This window comes from Brevundimonas sp. 01N35 (assembly GCF_056399785.1).
This window is the reverse complement of sequence record NZ_JBFTRZ010000003.1, coordinates 54,383-70,167: the sequence shown is the minus strand read 5'-3', so window position 1 is coordinate 70,167 and position 15,785 is coordinate 54,383. Positions and strand designations below refer to the sequence as shown.

The window sequence follows — 15,785 nt, the reverse complement described above, 5'->3', positions numbered from 1 at the left end:
GGTTCCTTATTCCGAAGCCGCAGCTTCGTCGGTGCGCGCGGGGCGATCACGATCGCGCTCACGTTCACGACGGGCCAGCAGGGGCGACAGTTCCAGGTCGAGTTCCTCGACGCGGACGGTCAGCCAGCGCAGGACGTCTTCGTTCAGCGACAGCTGACGTTCGACTTCGGCCACGGCGGCAGCCGGGGCGTCCAGAGCGAGCAGGGAATAGTGAGCCTTGCGGTTCTTTTTGACCCGGTAGGTCAGGTTGCGCAGACCCCAGTACTCGATCTTGGCGACGCTGCCGCCGCCTTCTTCGATCAGAGCCTTGATGGTGTCGTTCAGCGCTTCGGCCTGTTGCGCCGAGATATCTTGGCGCGTCATGACCGTGTGCTCGTAAAGAGCCATGCGGTAGTCTCCCTTGTGGGCATCGGCGTGAAACGGACCGGGTAAGTCCTATCCACGATGGCTCCTGAAGCGGCGGCCGGGATGACTTCCCGAACCCTTTGGCGTTCCGCAACAGGACCGAAGCCCTGGAAAGGCGGCGCGTATAGGGGAAAAGGGCCGCAAGGGCAAGGATGACGGTCGATCAGGCGACATGTCGCGACCCTCGATGGAGGACCGCATTGCACTGCGCGACAAAAAAAACAGTGCAATTGGTGCAATAGGCGCCATCGGTGGGAGCGTCCGTTGTCCTCCGCTTTTCCCATGGCGCGCCGAGACAGGGTGGCGATCCTCCCTTGCGCAGCGGGGGAGGGGCGCCGTGCGAAGCATGGTGAAGGGGGCGAGATCGCGCGCACACGGTATGAGTTCAAGGACGGGCTTGGCGAGAGAGGTTGTGCCTGTGGCCGCCGCCCTCCACCGCCTTTGGCGGTCTCCTTTCCCGAGAACGGGGGAGGGTTTTGAATGAGCAGCGGTGCGACGTGTCATGACGCTATTGTTGCTCAGGTTCAGGCGGGCCCGCGTTGACGGATGCTAGAACCGTCCAATCCCCGTAATTCATTGGGATCGGCGCGTTCGGTTGTGCGGAAGGTTCCGGTTCGAGAGGGCGACTTCTTGCCGTAGGGGCGGGTTTCGCCTACGCCTCGCCCCCTTGAATCAACGGACCACGGATCGTTCCCCTATGACCCTCGCGCTTCTCTTCCCCGGACAGGGCAGCCAGAGCGTCGGCATGGGCGCAGCCCTGGCGGACGCCTTCGCCAGCGCCCGCGAGGTCTTCGCCGAGGTCGACGACGCGCTGAACCAGAAGCTGTTCGACCTGATGCGCGAAGGCCCGGAAGACCAGCTGACCCTGACCGAGAACGCTCAGCCGGCCCTGATGGCCGTCTCGGCCGCGGCGGTGCGGGTGCTGAAGGTCGAGTTCGGCGTGGACGTGACCAAGGCGGGTTTCGTCGCCGGTCACTCGCTGGGCGAATATTCGGCTCTGGCGGCGGTCGGGGCGATCAGCCTGTCGGACACCGCGCGTCTGCTGAAGCTGCGCGGTCAGGCCATGCAGCGCGCCGTGCCGGTGGGCAAGGGCGCGATGGCCTCGCTGATCGGTCCCAAGACTGATCTGGCCCTGGCCGAAGCCGCCGCGAAAGCCGGTTCGGAAGTCGGCGTCTGCGTCGTCGCCAACGACAATAACAACGGCAACGTCGTCATCTCGGGCGACAAGGCCGCCGTGGACCGCGCCATCGAGAAGGCCAAGGAACTGGGCGCGCGGGCGATCCCGCTGAACGTCTCGGCGCCCTTCCACTGTCCGCTGATGCAGCCTGCCGCCGATGAGATGGCTGATGCTTTGGCGGACGCGAAGATCATCGCGCCTCGGGTCGCCGTGGTTGCCAACGTCACCGCTCGCCCGGAAACGGACCCGGAAGTCCTGCGCCGCCTGCTGGTCGAGCAGGTCACGGGCCGCGTGCGCTGGCGCGAGAGCATGGAGTGGATGGCGACTGAAGGCGGCGTGACCCGCTTCGCCGAGATCGGCTCGGGCAAGGTCCTGACGGGCATGGCCAAGCGCATCGCGCCCGACGCCGAGAGCCTGGCGCTGAATACGCCGGAAGACCTGGAAGCGTTCGCGAAAAGCCTTTGATCCTTCTCCCGTTGAGGGGGAAGGTACGCAAGCAACGAGATTAATGGAGGGGTCGGTGCGACCCCTCATCCGGCCCTGCGGGCCACCTTCTCCCGCAAGGGGAGAAGGAAGAGGAGAATCTGATGTTCAACCTTTCGGGAAGGATCGCCCTGGTCACCGGCGCGACCGGCGGCATCGGCGGGGCCATTGCGCGCTCGCTGCACGCTCAGGGCGCGACGGTGGTGCTGTCGGGGACGCGGGAAGCGGTGCTGGCTGATCTGGCCAAGGAACTGGGGGAGCGCGCCTTCTTCGCCGCCGCCAACCTGTCGGACGCGGAATCGGTCGATGGGCTGGTGGCGCGGGCTGAGGAAGCCGCCGGCGGTCCGCTGGACATCCTGGTCGCCAACGCCGGCATCACCAAGGACGGCCTGCTGATGCGGATGAAGGACGAGGATTTCCAGTCCGTCATCCAGATCAATCTGGAGAGCTATTTCCGCCTGACCCGCGCGGCGGTGAAGGGGATGATGAAGCGCCGTTCGGGCCGCATCATCGGCATCACCTCGGTGGTCGGCGTGACCGGCAACCCGGGCCAGACCAATTATTCGGCGTCCAAGGCCGGCATGATCGGTTTCTCCAAGTCGCTGGCCCAGGAAGTGGGTTCGCGCGGGATCACGGTGAATTGCATCGCGCCGGGCTTCATCGCCTCGCCGATGACCGACGTGCTGAACGACCAGCAGCGCGAGGCCATTCTGGGCAAGATTCCCTCGGGCCGTCTGGGCACGGGCGAGGAAATCGCAGCCGCCGCCGTCTATCTGTCGTCGAACGAAGCCGCCTATGTCACGGGGCAGACCTTGCACGTGAACGGCGGCATGGCGATGATTTAAGGCGTTGCGCGTCACGTTCACGACGCGCAACAATCTATTTCCCGCCCCGATGGCTGTGCTAAAGGGCGGGAACGCTTCGCGGCGGTGAGTCTTTTCGGGGGCTTGCGTCCTCGGGGCTGCCGTGACACGGCGAACAAATGAGACCCCGCCTTCACGGCGACCACAAACAGGCAGAGAGACACTCATGTCCGACACCCTCGAACGCGTCCGCAAGATCGTTATCGACCATCTGGACGCCGATCCGGACAAGGTCACGGAAAAGGCCTCCTTCATCGACGACCTGGGCGCTGACTCGCTCGACAACGTCGAACTGGTCATGGCCTTCGAAGAAGAATTCGACGTCGAGATTCCGGATGACGCCGCTGAGCACATCCAGACCGTCGGCGACGCTGTGAAGTTCATCGACGAGAAGCTGGCCGGTTAATCCGGCTGCGATTCGTCGCACTTCCAAGATGATGGCCGCCGTGACGGGCCCCTAGCGGGACCGTCCGGCGGCCATTACTATTTTGGGCTACGATTCTGACCAAGAAGGAGCGCGAACCATGCGCCGCGTCGTCATCACGGGCCTCGGCCTCGTCACTCCGCTCGGTTCGGGCGTCGAGCATGTCTGGAAGGGCATCGTCGAGGGCCGTTCGGGCATCGGTCCGATCACCTGCTTCGACACTGAGGGCTATGGCTGCACCATCGCCGGCGAAGTGCCGTCCGTGGACGGTCGCGGTCGCGGCGCGCCGGACCAGCCGGGCGTGTTTGATCCCGATCAGGTGATGTCGCACAAGGACCGCAAGCGCGTCGACGACTTCATCCTGTACGCCATTGCCGCCGCCGACGAGGCCCTGGCCGACGCGAACTGGCATCCCGAGACCGAGGAAGACAAGGAAGCGACCGGCGTCACGGTCGGCTCCGGCATCGGCGGCCTGGGCCCCATCGCCGACACCGCGATCATCCTGAAGGAACAGGGTCCGCGCCGGGTCAGCCCCTTCTTCATCCCCTCGTCCCTGATCAACCTGGCCTCGGGCCAGATCTCGATCCGTCACGGCCTGAAGGGGCCGAACCATTCGGTCGTCACCGCCTGCGCCACCGGCGCCCACGCCATCGGCGACGCGTCGCGCATGATCGCCCTGGGCGACGCCGACGTCATGGTGGCGGGCGGCGCCGAAAGCTCGGTCGTGCCGATCGGCATCGCCGGCTTCCTGGCCTGCAAGGCCCTGTGCACCGCCTATAACGATACGCCCGAGAAGGCCTCCCGCCCCTATGACCGCGGCCACGCCGGCTTCATCATGGGCGAGGGCGCCGGCGTCATGGTGCTGGAAGAGTACGAACACGCCAAGGCGCGCGGCGCCAAGATCTACGCTGAAGTCGTCGGCTACGGCATGAGCGGCGACGCCTATCACATCACCGCTCCGTCGGAAGACGGCGAGGGCGGCCTGCGGGCCATGAAGGCGGCGCTGAAGCGGGCGGGGATGGAGCCGTCGGACCTCGACTATATCAACGCTCACGGCACCTCGACCATGGCCGACTGGATCGAACTGAAGGCCATCGAGCGTCTGGTCGGCGACCACGCCAAGGACATGGCGGTGTCCTCGACCAAGTCGATGACGGGCCATTTGCTGGGCGCGGCCGGGGCCATCGAGAGCATCTTCTCGGTTCTGGCCATCCGCGACCAGATCGCCCCGCCGACCATCAACCTGGACGACCCCGAGCATGAAACGGCCATTGATCTGGTGCCGCACAAGGGCAAGCCGATGAAGATCGATGTTGCGATGTCCAACAGCTTCGGTTTCGGCGGCACCAATGCGGCCTTGATCTTCAAGAAGGTCGACTGATTTGGCCAAGGCTCCGTCGCGTCGTGCCAAGCCCAAGGTTCGCATTCCCAAGAAACGCGTGCCCAAGCGTCGAGGCGGCGGAGCGCCCAAATCCAGTCTCGGCGTCGGCCTGATCACGGCGGCGGGGACATTGGGCCTGTTCGTGGTTGCGGCTCTGATCGCCTTCTGGGCCGTCTATTGGGGCCCAGGGCCGTCGGCGCAACAGGGCGAGGCGACCATCGTCACCCTGCCGTCGGGGGCGGGCGTCCCGGCCATCGCCGCCAACCTGAAATCGGCGGGGGTGATCCGCTCGACCGACCTGTTCCGCGCCGCCGTCAGCCTGACCGGCGCGGACCGCAAGATCCGCGCGGGCGAATATCAGGTGCCGTCGGGCGCGTCCCTGGCCGCTGTCGTCGGCCTGCTGGTCGACGGCAAGGTCGTGCGCCACTACGTGACCCTGCCCGAGGGCTGGTCCTCGGCCCAGGCAGTCGACATCCTGATGAAGCAGCCGGTCCTGACCGGCGAGGTCGAGGTCCCTGCCGAGGGCACTCTGTGGCCCGACACCTATGAGGTCTCGCGCGGCGAAACCCGCGCCGCCGTCGTCGCCCGGATGCAGCGCGCCGCGACGACCAAGCTGGCGGCCCTGTGGGCCGCGCGCTCGCCCAACACAATCGTCACGACGCCGGAGGAAGCCCTGGTCCTGGCCTCCATCGTCGAGAAGGAGACCGGGCTGGCGTCGGAGCGGCCTCAGGTGGCGGGGGTCTTCACCAACCGGCTGCGGTTGGGGATGCGGCTGGAGAGCGATCCGACCATCGTTTACGGCGTGACCAAAGGCCGTCCGCTGGGACGCGGAATCCGCCTGTCGGAACTGCGCGCCAAGACGTCGTGGAACACCTATCTGATCGACGGCCTGCCGCCGACGCCCATCGCCAACCCCGGCGAGGAGGCGCTGAAGGCGGTGCTGAATCCGCCGCGTTCTGAATATGTCTTCTTCGTCGCCGACGGCACGGGCGGCCATGTCTTCGCCAGCACCTATCCCGAGCATCTGCTGAACGTGGCGCGCTGGCGCGAGATTGAGCGGCGCAAGGCCGGGCTGCCGCCGGGTCAGGCCCCTGCGGTCGCGGGCGCCGTGCCGACGACGCCGATGGGCGAGGGCGCAGTGGTCGAGACGCCCGCGGGCGCCGCCGTCATCACCATGAATCCGGGAACGCCGCGATGAGCCCAATCTCTGGCATGACCGGCTTTGGCCGGGCCGACGGCGCGCTGGACGGCTGGACCTGGACGGTCGAGGCGCGCGCGGTCAACGGGCGCTCGCTGGAGGTGCGCTATCGCGGTCCCGGCGGCTTTGACAATCTGGAGCGGCTGACCAAGGCGGCGGCGCAAGCCCGCCTGAACCGGGGTCAGGTCACGCTGGGCGTTCAGGCCAAGCGGGCCGAGGGCTCGGAGCCCGCGCCGCGCGTCAATGAGGCCGTGCTGGCGACCTATCTGAAACTGGCGAACCAGTTGGCGGAGGAGGGGGCGGCGCCGCCCTCGGCCGACGGTCTGCTGTCCCTGCGGGGCGTCATCGAAGTCGCTGAGGAGGTCGAGGACCCCGAAGCGCACGCCGCCGTCGAGGCCGCCATCGCCGCCACGATCGAACAGGCGCTGGACGCCCTGAAGCTGTCGCGTCAGCGCGAGGGCGCGCAGCTGACGCCGGTCATCCACGATTTCGTTGGGACTATCGAGGCCCTGGTGGCGCGGGCGGAACAGGAAGCCTCGGCCCAGACCGAGACGATCCGCGAGCGCTTCACCCGCCGGATCAGCGAACTGGCCGCCGATGCGCCGGGTCTGGACGAGAGAATCTTCCTCGAAGCCGCTGCTTTAGCCACCAAGGCGGACGTGCGCGAGGAGCTGGATCGGCTGACCGCCCACGTCGATTCGGCCCGGACACTGTTGCAGCAACCCCCCGCCGGTCGAAAACTCGACTTCCTGATGCAGGAATTTATGCGGGAAGCGAACACGCTCTGCTCGAAATCCGCTACGACCGCGCTCACTGGAATCGGCCTCGAACTGAAGGCCGTGATCGAGCAGCTTCGAGAACAAGTTCAGAATGTCGAATAACCGCACCCCCCGCCGTGGCGTCCTGCTGATCGTGGCCAGTCCGTCGGGGGCCGGGAAGACGTCGCTGTGCCGCCGGCTGATGGCGGACCACAAGGGGCTGGAACTGTCCGTGTCCATGACCACGCGCGGCATCCGCCCGGGCGAGGTCGACGGCCGCGACTATAATTTCGTCCCTCACGAAGAGTTCCAGCGCCTGATCGACGGCGACGCCTTCCTGGAATGGGCCGACGTGCACGGCAACCGCTACGGCTCGCCCGCCGCGCCGGTGAACCGCGCCCTGGCCGAGGGCCGCGACGTCCTGTTCGATATCGACTGGCAAGGCGCCCGCGACGTGGCCGAGAAATGCCCCGGCGACGCCGTCCGCGTCTTCGTTCTGCCGCCCAGCCTTGAAGAACTGCGCCGCCGCCTGGTGACGCGCTCGCAGGACGCCGACGACGTGATCGAACGCCGCGTCGCCAACGCCAAGGGCGAGATCGAACACTGCGACGAGTTCGACTACGTCCTGGTCAACGAGGATTTCGACAGCAGCTACGCCGAACTGGCCCATATCTACCACGCCGAACGCAGTCGCCGTCACCGCAACCTGTGGGTCGAGGGCTACAAAAGCGCGCTGCTGAAGGAAGTGGTCTGACCCGGCCAACGCGCTGTACCCAACTTTCGTCATTCTCCGGGCCGCGCCTGCGCGGAACCGGGGAACCCAGCGGCGCCCGTAGGGCGAAAAATCCACACGCTGTGCTTGCCGTGAAGGTCGCCTGCGGCGCCGCTGGGTCCCCCGGTCTCGCTGGGCTCGCCGGAGGATGACGAAAGAGGAGTTCATTATCCCGGCCGGAGCCTCGCGTGGCGAGGCGGAGAGCCGGGACCGCCCGAGGCGTCGCGTTTAGAGCGGTCCCGGATAGCAGTTACGTCGCTACCGGGATGACAGCGAAAGAGAGCGGGCTCCTATCGAAACGCCACCTTCACGCCCGGCTTGACCTTGGACGCCAACTGCTCCGCGTCCCAGTTGGTCAGGCGCACGCAACCGCTGGAGAAGGTCTTGCCGACCTTTGACGGGTCCGGCGTGCCGTGGATGCCGTAGGTGTCGCGCGACAGGTCGATCCACACTGAGCCGACCGGATTGTTCGGCCCCGGCGGCACGATTATCTTGCGGTCGCCCCGATCATAGCTGACCCGGTCCGGATCGTAGGTGTAGTTGGGCTCTGGCGCGACGCCGACCACGGTCAGGTCGCCCGAGGGCGCCGGGCGCGCCGAACTGCCGATGGTGGCCGGATAGAACGCCAGCAGCTTGTCGTCGGCGTCATAGGCGCGGACCGAGCGTTCGGTCTTGTCCACGACGATGCGGGCCACGTCTCCGGCCAGGTCCGTCTGGGCGACCGACGCCACGATGATGGTCTGGCCCGCCTTGCCGAAATCGACGCCGGGGTTGAGGGCGCGCAGCAGGCCCTCGGTCATGTGGAACTTTTCGGCCAGCGCCTCGAGCGGCGTGGCGTAGCCGAGGGTCTTCAGCTTGGCCATGTCGGGCAGGCTGGACGGGACCTGCCCGGTGAACGGCCCGGTCAGGTCGGTGGCGGTGATCGCATAGTCGGCCAGAACCTTGCCGTTGTCGCCCGCCGTCAGCCGCCGAAAGACCTCGGCGTCCAGAACGCCGTCCTCCGGCAGGCCCGCAGCCTTCTCGAAGGCAGCGACGGCCTGACGCGTATTGTCCCCGCCCAGGCCGTCAATGACGCCGGGCGAGAAGTTGGCGCGGTCCAGCAGGATTTGGGCGCGGGCGATGGCCGGATCGGGCGCGGTGGGCGGTGTCTGACCGTTCGCAATGGACGGCGAGGCGGTCTCGAACACGGCCGTCTCAATCGCATCTCGCGTCAACGCGGGGAGAGGGGCCGGTGAGGCAGGCGGCTGTTCGGGCTTTGGCGTCTCAGAGGGAGAACCGCAGGCGGTCAGGACGATCAGGGCGAAGGGCAGGGCGGCGGAAGCGGCGAGACGCGATTTCGGCATGAAAGCTCCGAAGGTTTCGGGGGCTTGTCGAACGCCTCTAGGCGCTGAGGCGTTCCTCGGCAGCCGCCGTTCGCGCCGCGAAGAAGGGCTTGATGCGGCTCAGCGCGTCTTCGACCTGGGGCGTCGAGACGGCGAAGCTGAAGCGGATGAAGCGGTGGCCGTTGACCGGGTCGAAGTCGACGCCCGGCGCTGTCGCCACGCCGGTTTCGCGCAACAGAGCCTCGCAGAAGCCGATGCTGTCGTCGGTCAGGTGGCCGATGTCGGCATAGATGTAGAAGGCGCCGTCCGGCGGGGCGATGGAGCGCAGGCCCATGGCCGGCAGGGCGTCGAGCATCAGGGCGCGGTTCTGGCGATAGACGTCGATATTGGCCTCAAGGTCGTCCTCGCAGTCCATGGCGATCAGACCGGCGTGCTGGCTGAGCGTAGCGGGCGTCAGGAACATGTTGCCGACGCGGGCGCGGGCCTGGGCCACCTCGGCCTCGGGCAGCAGCAGCCAGCCCAGACGCCAGCCGGCCATGCTCCAGTATTTGGAGAAGCTGTTGACGATCAGGGCGTTGGGTTCGAACTGCAGCATCGACGGCGTCGGGCCGGTGTAGGACAGGCCGTGGTAGATCTCGTCTGAGATGACGGCGATGCCCCGCTCGCGGCAGACCTCGGCGATGGCCTTCAGCTCGGCCTCGGGGATGATGGTGCCGGTCGGGTTGGCGGGGCTGGCGATGATGACGCCCGCCGGGGCCGGATCGAGGGCGCGCAGGGCCTGGGCCGTCAGCTGGAAGCGCACCTCGGGGCCGCAGTCGATCTCGACCGGCTCCATGTGCAGGGCCTTCAGCGTGTTGCGATAGGCGACGTAGCCGGGGCGGGCCATGGCCACCCGGTCGCCCGGCTGGAACCGCATCATCAGGGCCAGCACCAGGGCGGGCGAGGCGCCGGCGGTCATGACGATCCGCTCGGGATCGACGCTCACGCCGTAGCGGTCGTCGTAGAGTTTGGCGATGCGGGCGCGCAGGGCCGGGCTTTCCCAATAGCCGCCGGGCTCGCTGTCCAGAATCCGGTGCGCCTCGGCGATGGCGGCGTCGGGCGCGCCGGTCGAGGGCTGGCCGAACTCCATGTGGATGATGGAGCGGCCTTCGGTCTTCAGTTCATGGGCCAGGCGGCTGACGCTGATGGCGCGGAAGGGATCGATTTCAACGGTCATGGCAGGCTTACTTCAGGGCGTCGGCAAGGCGCAGGAAGCCGGCGATGTCGATGACTTCGGCGCGGGCGTCGGGTTCGATGCCGGCGGCTTCGCACAGGGCGGCGCCGCCGAGTTGTTTCAGGCTGGAGCGCAGCATCTTGCGGCGCTGGCCGAAGGCGGCGGCGGTGACGCGTTCCAGCTTCTTCAGCCGTTCGGGCGAGGGGCGATCAGCCAGCGGGACGACATGCACGACCGCCGAGGCCACCTTGGGCGGCGGGGTGAAGGCGGCGGCGGGCAGGTGCATGACGATGCGGGCCTCGGCGACCGCCTGGGTGATGACGGCCAGACGGCCATAGGCGTCGTCGCCTGGGCCGGCCACGATGCGCTCGGCCACCTCCTTCTGGAACATCAGGGTCAGGGCGCAGGGCGTCCACGGGCCGGTCAGCCACTTGATCAGCAGGGGCGTGCCGACGTTGTAGGGCAGGTTCGACACCAGATGCGTCGGCCCCTCGACCAGTTGCGCCTCGCGCACGTTCAGGGCGTCGCCCTCGACGATGGTCAGGCGGCCGGAACCGTCGTCCAGTTCGCTGAGCAGGGGGATGAAGCGGGGGTCCTTCTCGACCAGAACCACGCGCCCTGCGTCGCTTTCCAGAATGGCGCGGGTCAGGCCGCCTGGGCCGGGGCCGACCTCGATCACGGCGCGGCCCTCGAACGGACCGGCGTAGCGGACGATCTTGCGCGTAACGTTGAGGTCCAGCAGGAAATGCTGGCCGAAGCTCTTCTTGGCCAGCAGGCCGTGGGCGTCGAGCGTTTCGCGAAGGGAGGGGAGGTCCGTCATACGAACCGCTTAGCGCGTGGCGCGCGCCGCCGCCATCTCTGAAGCCAGTCGCACGGCGGCGATGAAGCTGTCGGCGCGGGCGATCCCCTTGCCGGCGATGTCGAAGCCGGTGCCGTGGTCGGGCGAGGTGCGCACGATGGGCAGGCCGAGGGTGGCGTTCACCCCGCCCCAGAAGTCCAGCGTCTTGACCGGGATCAGGGCCTGATCGTGATAGAGGCAGACGACCGCGTCATAGCGGGCGCGGGCTTCGTCGTGGAACAGGGTGTCGGCGGGCAGGGGGTCGGTGATGTTCAGCCCCTCGGCGCGCAGGGCTTCAGCCGCAGGCCGCAGGACTTTGATTTCCTGCAGGCCGATGGCGCCGCCTTCGCCTGCGTGGGGGTTCAGGGCGGCCATGGCCAGCCGCGGGGCATTGATGCCGAAATCGCGCTTCATCGATTCGTGGACGACGCGGGCCACGCGCATGACCCGCTCCGCCGTCACCAGTTCCGGCAGTTGATCGATGGCGACATGGATGGTCACCAGACAGGCGCGCAGGTTCTTGGCGGTCAGCATCATGACCGGGCCTCGCGTGCCGGAAAACGGCATGTCGGCGGTCAGTTCGGCGATGAACTCGGTATGGCCGGGGAAGCGGAAGCCCGAGGCGTACATCGGCGCCTTGGCGATGGGGGCGGTGACGACGCCGCTCCCTTCGCCCGAGATGACCAGATCGACGGCGCGCTCGATCCAGTCGGCCACAGCGACGGCGTTGCGCGGGTCGGGCTGGCCCGGCGTCACCGGGGCGGGGGCCGGGTGGTGCAGGAGGGGGATGGCGCGGCCGAAGACGGCGGCGGCCTCGGACGGGCTGAAGATCTGTTCGACCTTGACGCCCTGGGCCGCGAGCACGTCGGCGTCGCCGATGACGGCGAAGGGGGTGACAGGGGCGAGCGGGCCGGGCGGCGTGGCCAGAACGGGCCACGCCTTGGCGATGATCTCTGGCCCCACGCCGGCGGGGTCGCCCATCGTGACGATGAGCGGCCGCCCGGTCGTCATTGCTTGATTTCGATCAGGGCGTCGGCCCGCAGGTCGCGCAGATAGCGCCGGCCCAGCATGGCGTAGTTCTGATTTTGCAGACGCGATTCGACTTCGCGAGCCGACGGCGCCTCCGGGCCGCCGAGACGACGACCGCAGACGGCCAGGAGGTGGACGCCCAGCGGGGTGCGCACGACGCTGCTGACCGTGCCGACATCCGCCGAACGGGCGACCTGCTGGAACTGCGGCAGCAGGTTGGCCACGTCGCTCTCGCCCAGATCGGCGCCTTGCATGCCCTGTTCCGACCGGGCGCGTTGCAGGATGTTGTCGCAGGTGAGCCCGCTGCGGATCGCCTCAAGCCGCTGGGTGGCGGCGGTCACTTCGGCTTCGCCGGCGGTTTCCGGCAGCTCGATCATGACCTGTTTCATCTGCACCAGGCTGGTCGCTGCGCCCGAGCGCTTGTCGCGCATGTAGAGGATGTAGACGCCGCCATCGACCGGGATCGGATTGGACAGCTGGCCGACGGTCAGGGCTTCCATGGCCTGTTCCAGGGCGGGCTGGACCGTGCCCTGGACCACCCAGCCGGCGTCGCCGCCGCGGGCCGCCGAGGGCGCGGCCGAGAACTGGCGAGCCACGGCCATGAAGGGCGCGCCTTGAATCATCTGCTGCACCAGTTGGCGGGCGCCGTTCATGGCCTCCTGCATGCCGCCGACGCGGCTGGCCTCAAGATAGATTTCGCCGACCAGATACTGGGGCTTGGTGGCCGATTCGGTCAGCTGGCGCATGGCCTGTTCGACCTGGGCGCGGCTGACCTTGGCGCGATCGCGGAAGCGGCCGCCGACCAGGTCGCGCCAGCCGATCTCGGTGCGAAGTTGTTCGCGGAAGGCCTGGGGACGGATGCCGCCCTGTTCCAGGAAGGCCATGTAGTTCGGGCCGGTGGTGCCGGCCTCGCGGGCCATGCCGGCGATCTCTTCGTCGACTTCCTGGTCCGTGATCTTCAACTGCTCGAACTTGGCGATCTCGGCGGCCTGCAGATGCTGCTCGATCAGATCGTTGAGCGCCTGCTGCTGGATGGCGCCGATGTTCTCTTCGGTCGGCTGGACCTGGGTCATGGCCATCAGGACCAGCATCCGCTGGCGCAGATCGTAGCCCGTGATGATCCGGTCGTTGACTGTGGCGATGATGCCGTCCGACAGGCGGAACTGCGGGGTCGCGGTCGGGCGCTGGGGCGCTTCTTCGGCGGCGGGATTCAGCGTCCCCGCGGCCGGAGCCGGAGCGGTGGCCCGCGGCGCAGGCGCCGTCTGGGCCGCGGACTGACCGACGGCTGAGCCGGCGATGAGGGCGGCCATGGCCACGCCCGTCGTATAACGCATCAAACGCATCGTCAGTCCTGATTCCCTAGCAGTCTCGTCCGGCCCAGCAGCATCATAGACGATCCTGAGCCATGGCGGGCGCACGCCCCTGCACGCCATGCTTACCGCATATCACTTCGATCATAGCCTGAACCTCCAAAAGTGGCGAGGTTAAGACGAATATAGACCCCTTCCGAGGGGCCGGTCGGGCGCACCCGGGTGTTGTCGCGACGCCAGCCAAGTTCGACGCGGAAGCAGTCGTCGTCGAACAGAAGGCCCACTTCGGAGCGGGTGATGATGTCGCGTTCCAGATCGGCGATGCCGTTCACCGCCACGCCCCAGTTGCCGTAGACGAACTGTTGGCCGGTAAGCTGGACAAACTCGTAGTTGCGGTTCAGCGGGCCGGCGAGCGGATTGGAGCGGTCGATGATGTAGCTCAGGCTCGCCAGATTGCGGCGGCCCCAGCGACCATCGACGGTCGTCTCGCCGCGACGCACGTTGCCGTTCGGGTCGATGGTCGCGTGGGCCCAGCCGCGGATTCGGTCGGACGGCGAGAAGGTGGCCTGAACCACCCAGTCCGAGGTGCGCGAGGCCAGACCCGAGGGATCGTAGAGGCGCGCAGGGTCGTCGGGAATCGGCGTCAGGAACTCGCGCTGGTCTTCGGCGCGTATGCTGCGGCCGATGAAGAGGCTGGCGGAGCGGCCCGCGTCCCAACGCAGGGTCGCGCGTGCGCCGGCCGTGAAACGCGGCCCGCCCTCCATCAGGTCGTAGCCCGGGAAGCGGTCCATGCGGAACAGCGACGAGTCGTCCAGTTCCAGCGTCTGGCTGTCTTCGTTGGGAATGCGAGGATCCAGATCGGCGTCGGTCGACACCGACACCTGGGCCATGGGCTCGAGAATCAGATCCGCGTGGGCGCTGAGCCGGCGATACAGGGGGTAGCTGACGTCCACGCCGGCGCTGGCGCGACCGCGTGTGAGGACGTCCGAGGTCACGCCCATCATCGGCGGCAGGTCGTCGACCGAATAGACGTCCAATCGGGCGTCGACGAACGGTTCCCAGCGCAGGCCCATCGGCGAGATCAGGGTGCGGCGCCAGTCGACCTGGCCCGTGACGCGGCGGCTGTCCACCCCAGGAAGGCCGTCGGTCGGTCCAGAGGGAATCAGTTCGGGAGACAGCGTCGGGAAGCCGACATAGGCGTCGCGCGTCAATGCGACCGCCGAGCCGTGCAGACGCAGCCGGCCCCCGAACACGGGGCCTTCGGGTTCCCACCGAGCGTCGATCAGCGGCGCGACCAGCGGCAGGGTCTTGTCGTCCTCGAAGATGTTCAGGGCGGGCGTGACGGCGTTGAACTGCGCGACCCGCAGGCTCTGGATCGAGAAGGCGGCCACCGACAGATAGGACCGCTGGGTCTGACGCTCGGCGTAGATCTGGCTGATCAGACGGCGGCGGTCGCCGTAGTAGAGGCCGTTGTCCTGATAGGGATCGCGCACATTGTAGCGGTCGAAGAGGGTCTTGTCCGAGGTGCGCTCGGCGGTGAAGCCCCAGCGCCAGGGCCCCTCGAGGTCGAATTTACCGTGCGCCAGCACGTAGCTTCTGCTGGTGCGGTCGCCGAAGCGGACGTTGCTCTCGGCGTTGCCGTCGCCGTTCAGATCGAAGTCGCCGAAGTTGCGCTCATAGGTGTAGCCGCCCCGGACCACGATCATGCCGTCGTCGAAGCGCCGCCGCCATTGCAGGTTCAGCAGCGGCGCGACCTTGGTGTTGATCTGCGGGCTGATCAGCCAGTCTTCGGACGGGGAAACGACGTGGAGATAGGGCGTCTCCAGCGAGAAACCCCGCCCTTCGTCATAGTCGGGGAAGGGGATCAGGAAGCCCGAGGCCCGGTCCACGCTGGGATCGGGGTGGGCGAAGACGGGCAGGTAGAAGACGGGGATTCCGCCGACACGGAAGACCACGTTGCGATACAGGATGGCCCGCAGATTCTCGTCCTGGACCGCCTTGTCGGCCTGGATCGAAATGCTGGGCTGTTTGGGGCCGTTCACGTCGCAGATCGGGCAGGGCGTGAAGATGACGCGGTTCAGTTCGCTGACGTTCTGGGAGCGGCGAACCGCCGTCGCGGCCATCAGGCTGGCGCCATTGGCGAGGCGCAGGGCCAGATCGGTGGCCACGCCGGCCTTGAAGTTGGAATCCAGTTCGATGCGGCTGGCGTGAACGACCGTGCCGTCCGGCGCGGTCAGTTCGGCGTGGCCGACAGCGGTGGCGGCGCCGGTCTTGAGGTCATAGGTGACGCCCTCGGCCCGCAGGCTGTGGTCGCGGAAACGCGCGAAGACCCGGTCCAGCGCCGTGCCGTCGGCGGTGATGACGTCGCCCTGGCGGCTGGCGGACGCGGCGTCCACATAGACGGCGCCCGGCTCCAGGCCGTCAGCGCCGGGCGCGGGCCGGGCGGCGGTCGTCGGGGCGGGGCGGGGCGTCGAGGCGGGGTCCTGGGCCATCGCGGGAAGGGCGGGCAGGCAGGCGATCGCAGCGGCGCCGGCCAGGAGCCGGGCGCGCAGGGCTCCCTCTCGGGATGTGCGGCGATCACTCATGCGGAATCCACTCATTGCCGGGCGACC

Annotated in this window: 14 protein-coding genes; 7 read left to right on the top strand and 7 right to left on the bottom strand. The window is 67.7% G+C overall.

What is annotated here, in order from left to right; genetic code table 11:
• Positions 1-6: 6 nt before the first annotated feature.
• Positions 7-387, bottom strand: coding sequence for a 30S ribosomal protein S6 (gene rpsF, locus AC1DJ5_RS03620; protein ID WP_178827467.1), 381 nt, complete (start codon positions 385-387; stop codon positions 7-9).
• A 715-nt stretch (positions 388-1,102) separates the two neighbouring features.
• On the opposite strand from rpsF, the gene fabD reads away from it, so the two are divergent.
• From fabD to gmk, 7 genes are all read left to right on the top strand, one after another.
• Positions 1,103-2,047 carry an ACP S-malonyltransferase gene (fabD, locus tag AC1DJ5_RS03615; protein WP_441453036.1) on the top strand — a complete coding sequence of 315 codons (945 nt, stop codon included), beginning with the start codon at positions 1,103-1,105 and terminating at the stop codon, positions 2,045-2,047.
• A gap of 122 nt (positions 2,048-2,169) precedes the next feature.
• The gene (gene fabG / locus AC1DJ5_RS03610; protein ID WP_441453038.1) at positions 2,170-2,910 is read left to right on the top strand and encodes a 3-oxoacyl-[acyl-carrier-protein] reductase; all 741 of its coding nucleotides are present in this window, start codon (positions 2,170-2,172) and stop codon (positions 2,908-2,910) included.
• 184 nt (positions 2,911-3,094) lie between these two features.
• The gene (locus tag AC1DJ5_RS03605; protein ID WP_105564338.1) at positions 3,095-3,334 is read left to right on the top strand and encodes an acyl carrier protein; all 240 of its coding nucleotides are present in this window, start codon (positions 3,095-3,097) and stop codon (positions 3,332-3,334) included.
• Between the two features lie 118 nt (positions 3,335-3,452).
• Positions 3,453-4,733: a beta-ketoacyl-ACP synthase II gene (gene fabF, locus AC1DJ5_RS03600; RefSeq protein WP_441453040.1), complete on the top strand. Its 1,281-nt coding sequence runs from the start codon at positions 3,453-3,455 to the stop codon at positions 4,731-4,733.
• 1 nt (position 4,734) lies between these two features.
• A complete protein-coding gene (gene mltG, locus AC1DJ5_RS03595; RefSeq protein ID WP_477019720.1) occupies positions 4,735-5,931 on the top strand; it encodes an endolytic transglycosylase MltG in 1,197 nt (398 codons plus the stop codon).
• Entirely contained in the window at positions 5,928-6,812 is an 885-nt protein-coding gene (locus AC1DJ5_RS03590) for a YicC/YloC family endoribonuclease (RefSeq protein ID WP_477019719.1), read from the top strand. Before mltG ends, AC1DJ5_RS03590 begins: the two co-directional genes overlap by 4 nt.
• Positions 6,802-7,443, top strand: a complete 642-nt coding sequence (gene gmk, locus AC1DJ5_RS03585; protein WP_477019718.1) for a guanylate kinase — start codon at positions 6,802-6,804, stop codon at positions 7,441-7,443. The genes AC1DJ5_RS03590 and gmk overlap by 11 nt, the downstream gene beginning before the upstream one ends.
• Before the next feature lie 308 nt (positions 7,444-7,751).
• Here the strand turns inward: gmk and AC1DJ5_RS03580 are convergent, their stop codons facing one another.
• The 6 genes from AC1DJ5_RS03580 to AC1DJ5_RS03555 all read right to left on the bottom strand — a co-directional run bounded on the left by AC1DJ5_RS03580 (position 7,752) and on the right by AC1DJ5_RS03555 (position 15,758).
• Complete coding sequence (locus tag AC1DJ5_RS03580) at positions 7,752-8,648, bottom strand: L,D-transpeptidase family protein (protein ID WP_477019717.1); 897 nt, start codon at positions 8,646-8,648, stop codon at positions 7,752-7,754.
• A 193-nt stretch (positions 8,649-8,841) separates the two neighbouring features.
• Positions 8,842-9,999 carry a pyridoxal phosphate-dependent aminotransferase gene (locus AC1DJ5_RS03575; RefSeq protein ID WP_477019716.1) on the bottom strand — a complete coding sequence of 386 codons (1,158 nt, stop codon included), beginning with the start codon at positions 9,997-9,999 and terminating at the stop codon, positions 8,842-8,844.
• Between the two features lie 7 nt (positions 10,000-10,006).
• Positions 10,007-10,816, bottom strand: coding sequence for a 16S rRNA (adenine(1518)-N(6)/adenine(1519)-N(6))-dimethyltransferase RsmA (gene rsmA / locus AC1DJ5_RS03570; protein WP_477019715.1), 810 nt, complete (start codon positions 10,814-10,816; stop codon positions 10,007-10,009).
• Positions 10,817-10,825: 9 nt separating this feature from the next.
• A complete protein-coding gene (pdxA, locus tag AC1DJ5_RS03565; RefSeq protein WP_477019714.1) occupies positions 10,826-11,845 on the bottom strand; it encodes a 4-hydroxythreonine-4-phosphate dehydrogenase PdxA in 1,020 nt (339 codons plus the stop codon).
• The gene (locus tag AC1DJ5_RS03560) at positions 11,842-13,206 is read right to left on the bottom strand and encodes a peptidylprolyl isomerase (RefSeq protein ID WP_441453055.1); all 1,365 of its coding nucleotides are present in this window, start codon (positions 13,204-13,206) and stop codon (positions 11,842-11,844) included. Before AC1DJ5_RS03560 ends, pdxA begins: the two co-directional genes overlap by 4 nt.
• Positions 13,207-13,298: 92 nt before the next feature.
• Positions 13,299-15,758, bottom strand: a complete 2,460-nt coding sequence (locus AC1DJ5_RS03555) for an LPS-assembly protein LptD (protein WP_477019713.1) — start codon at positions 15,756-15,758, stop codon at positions 13,299-13,301.
• Positions 15,759-15,785 lie beyond the last annotated feature (27 nt).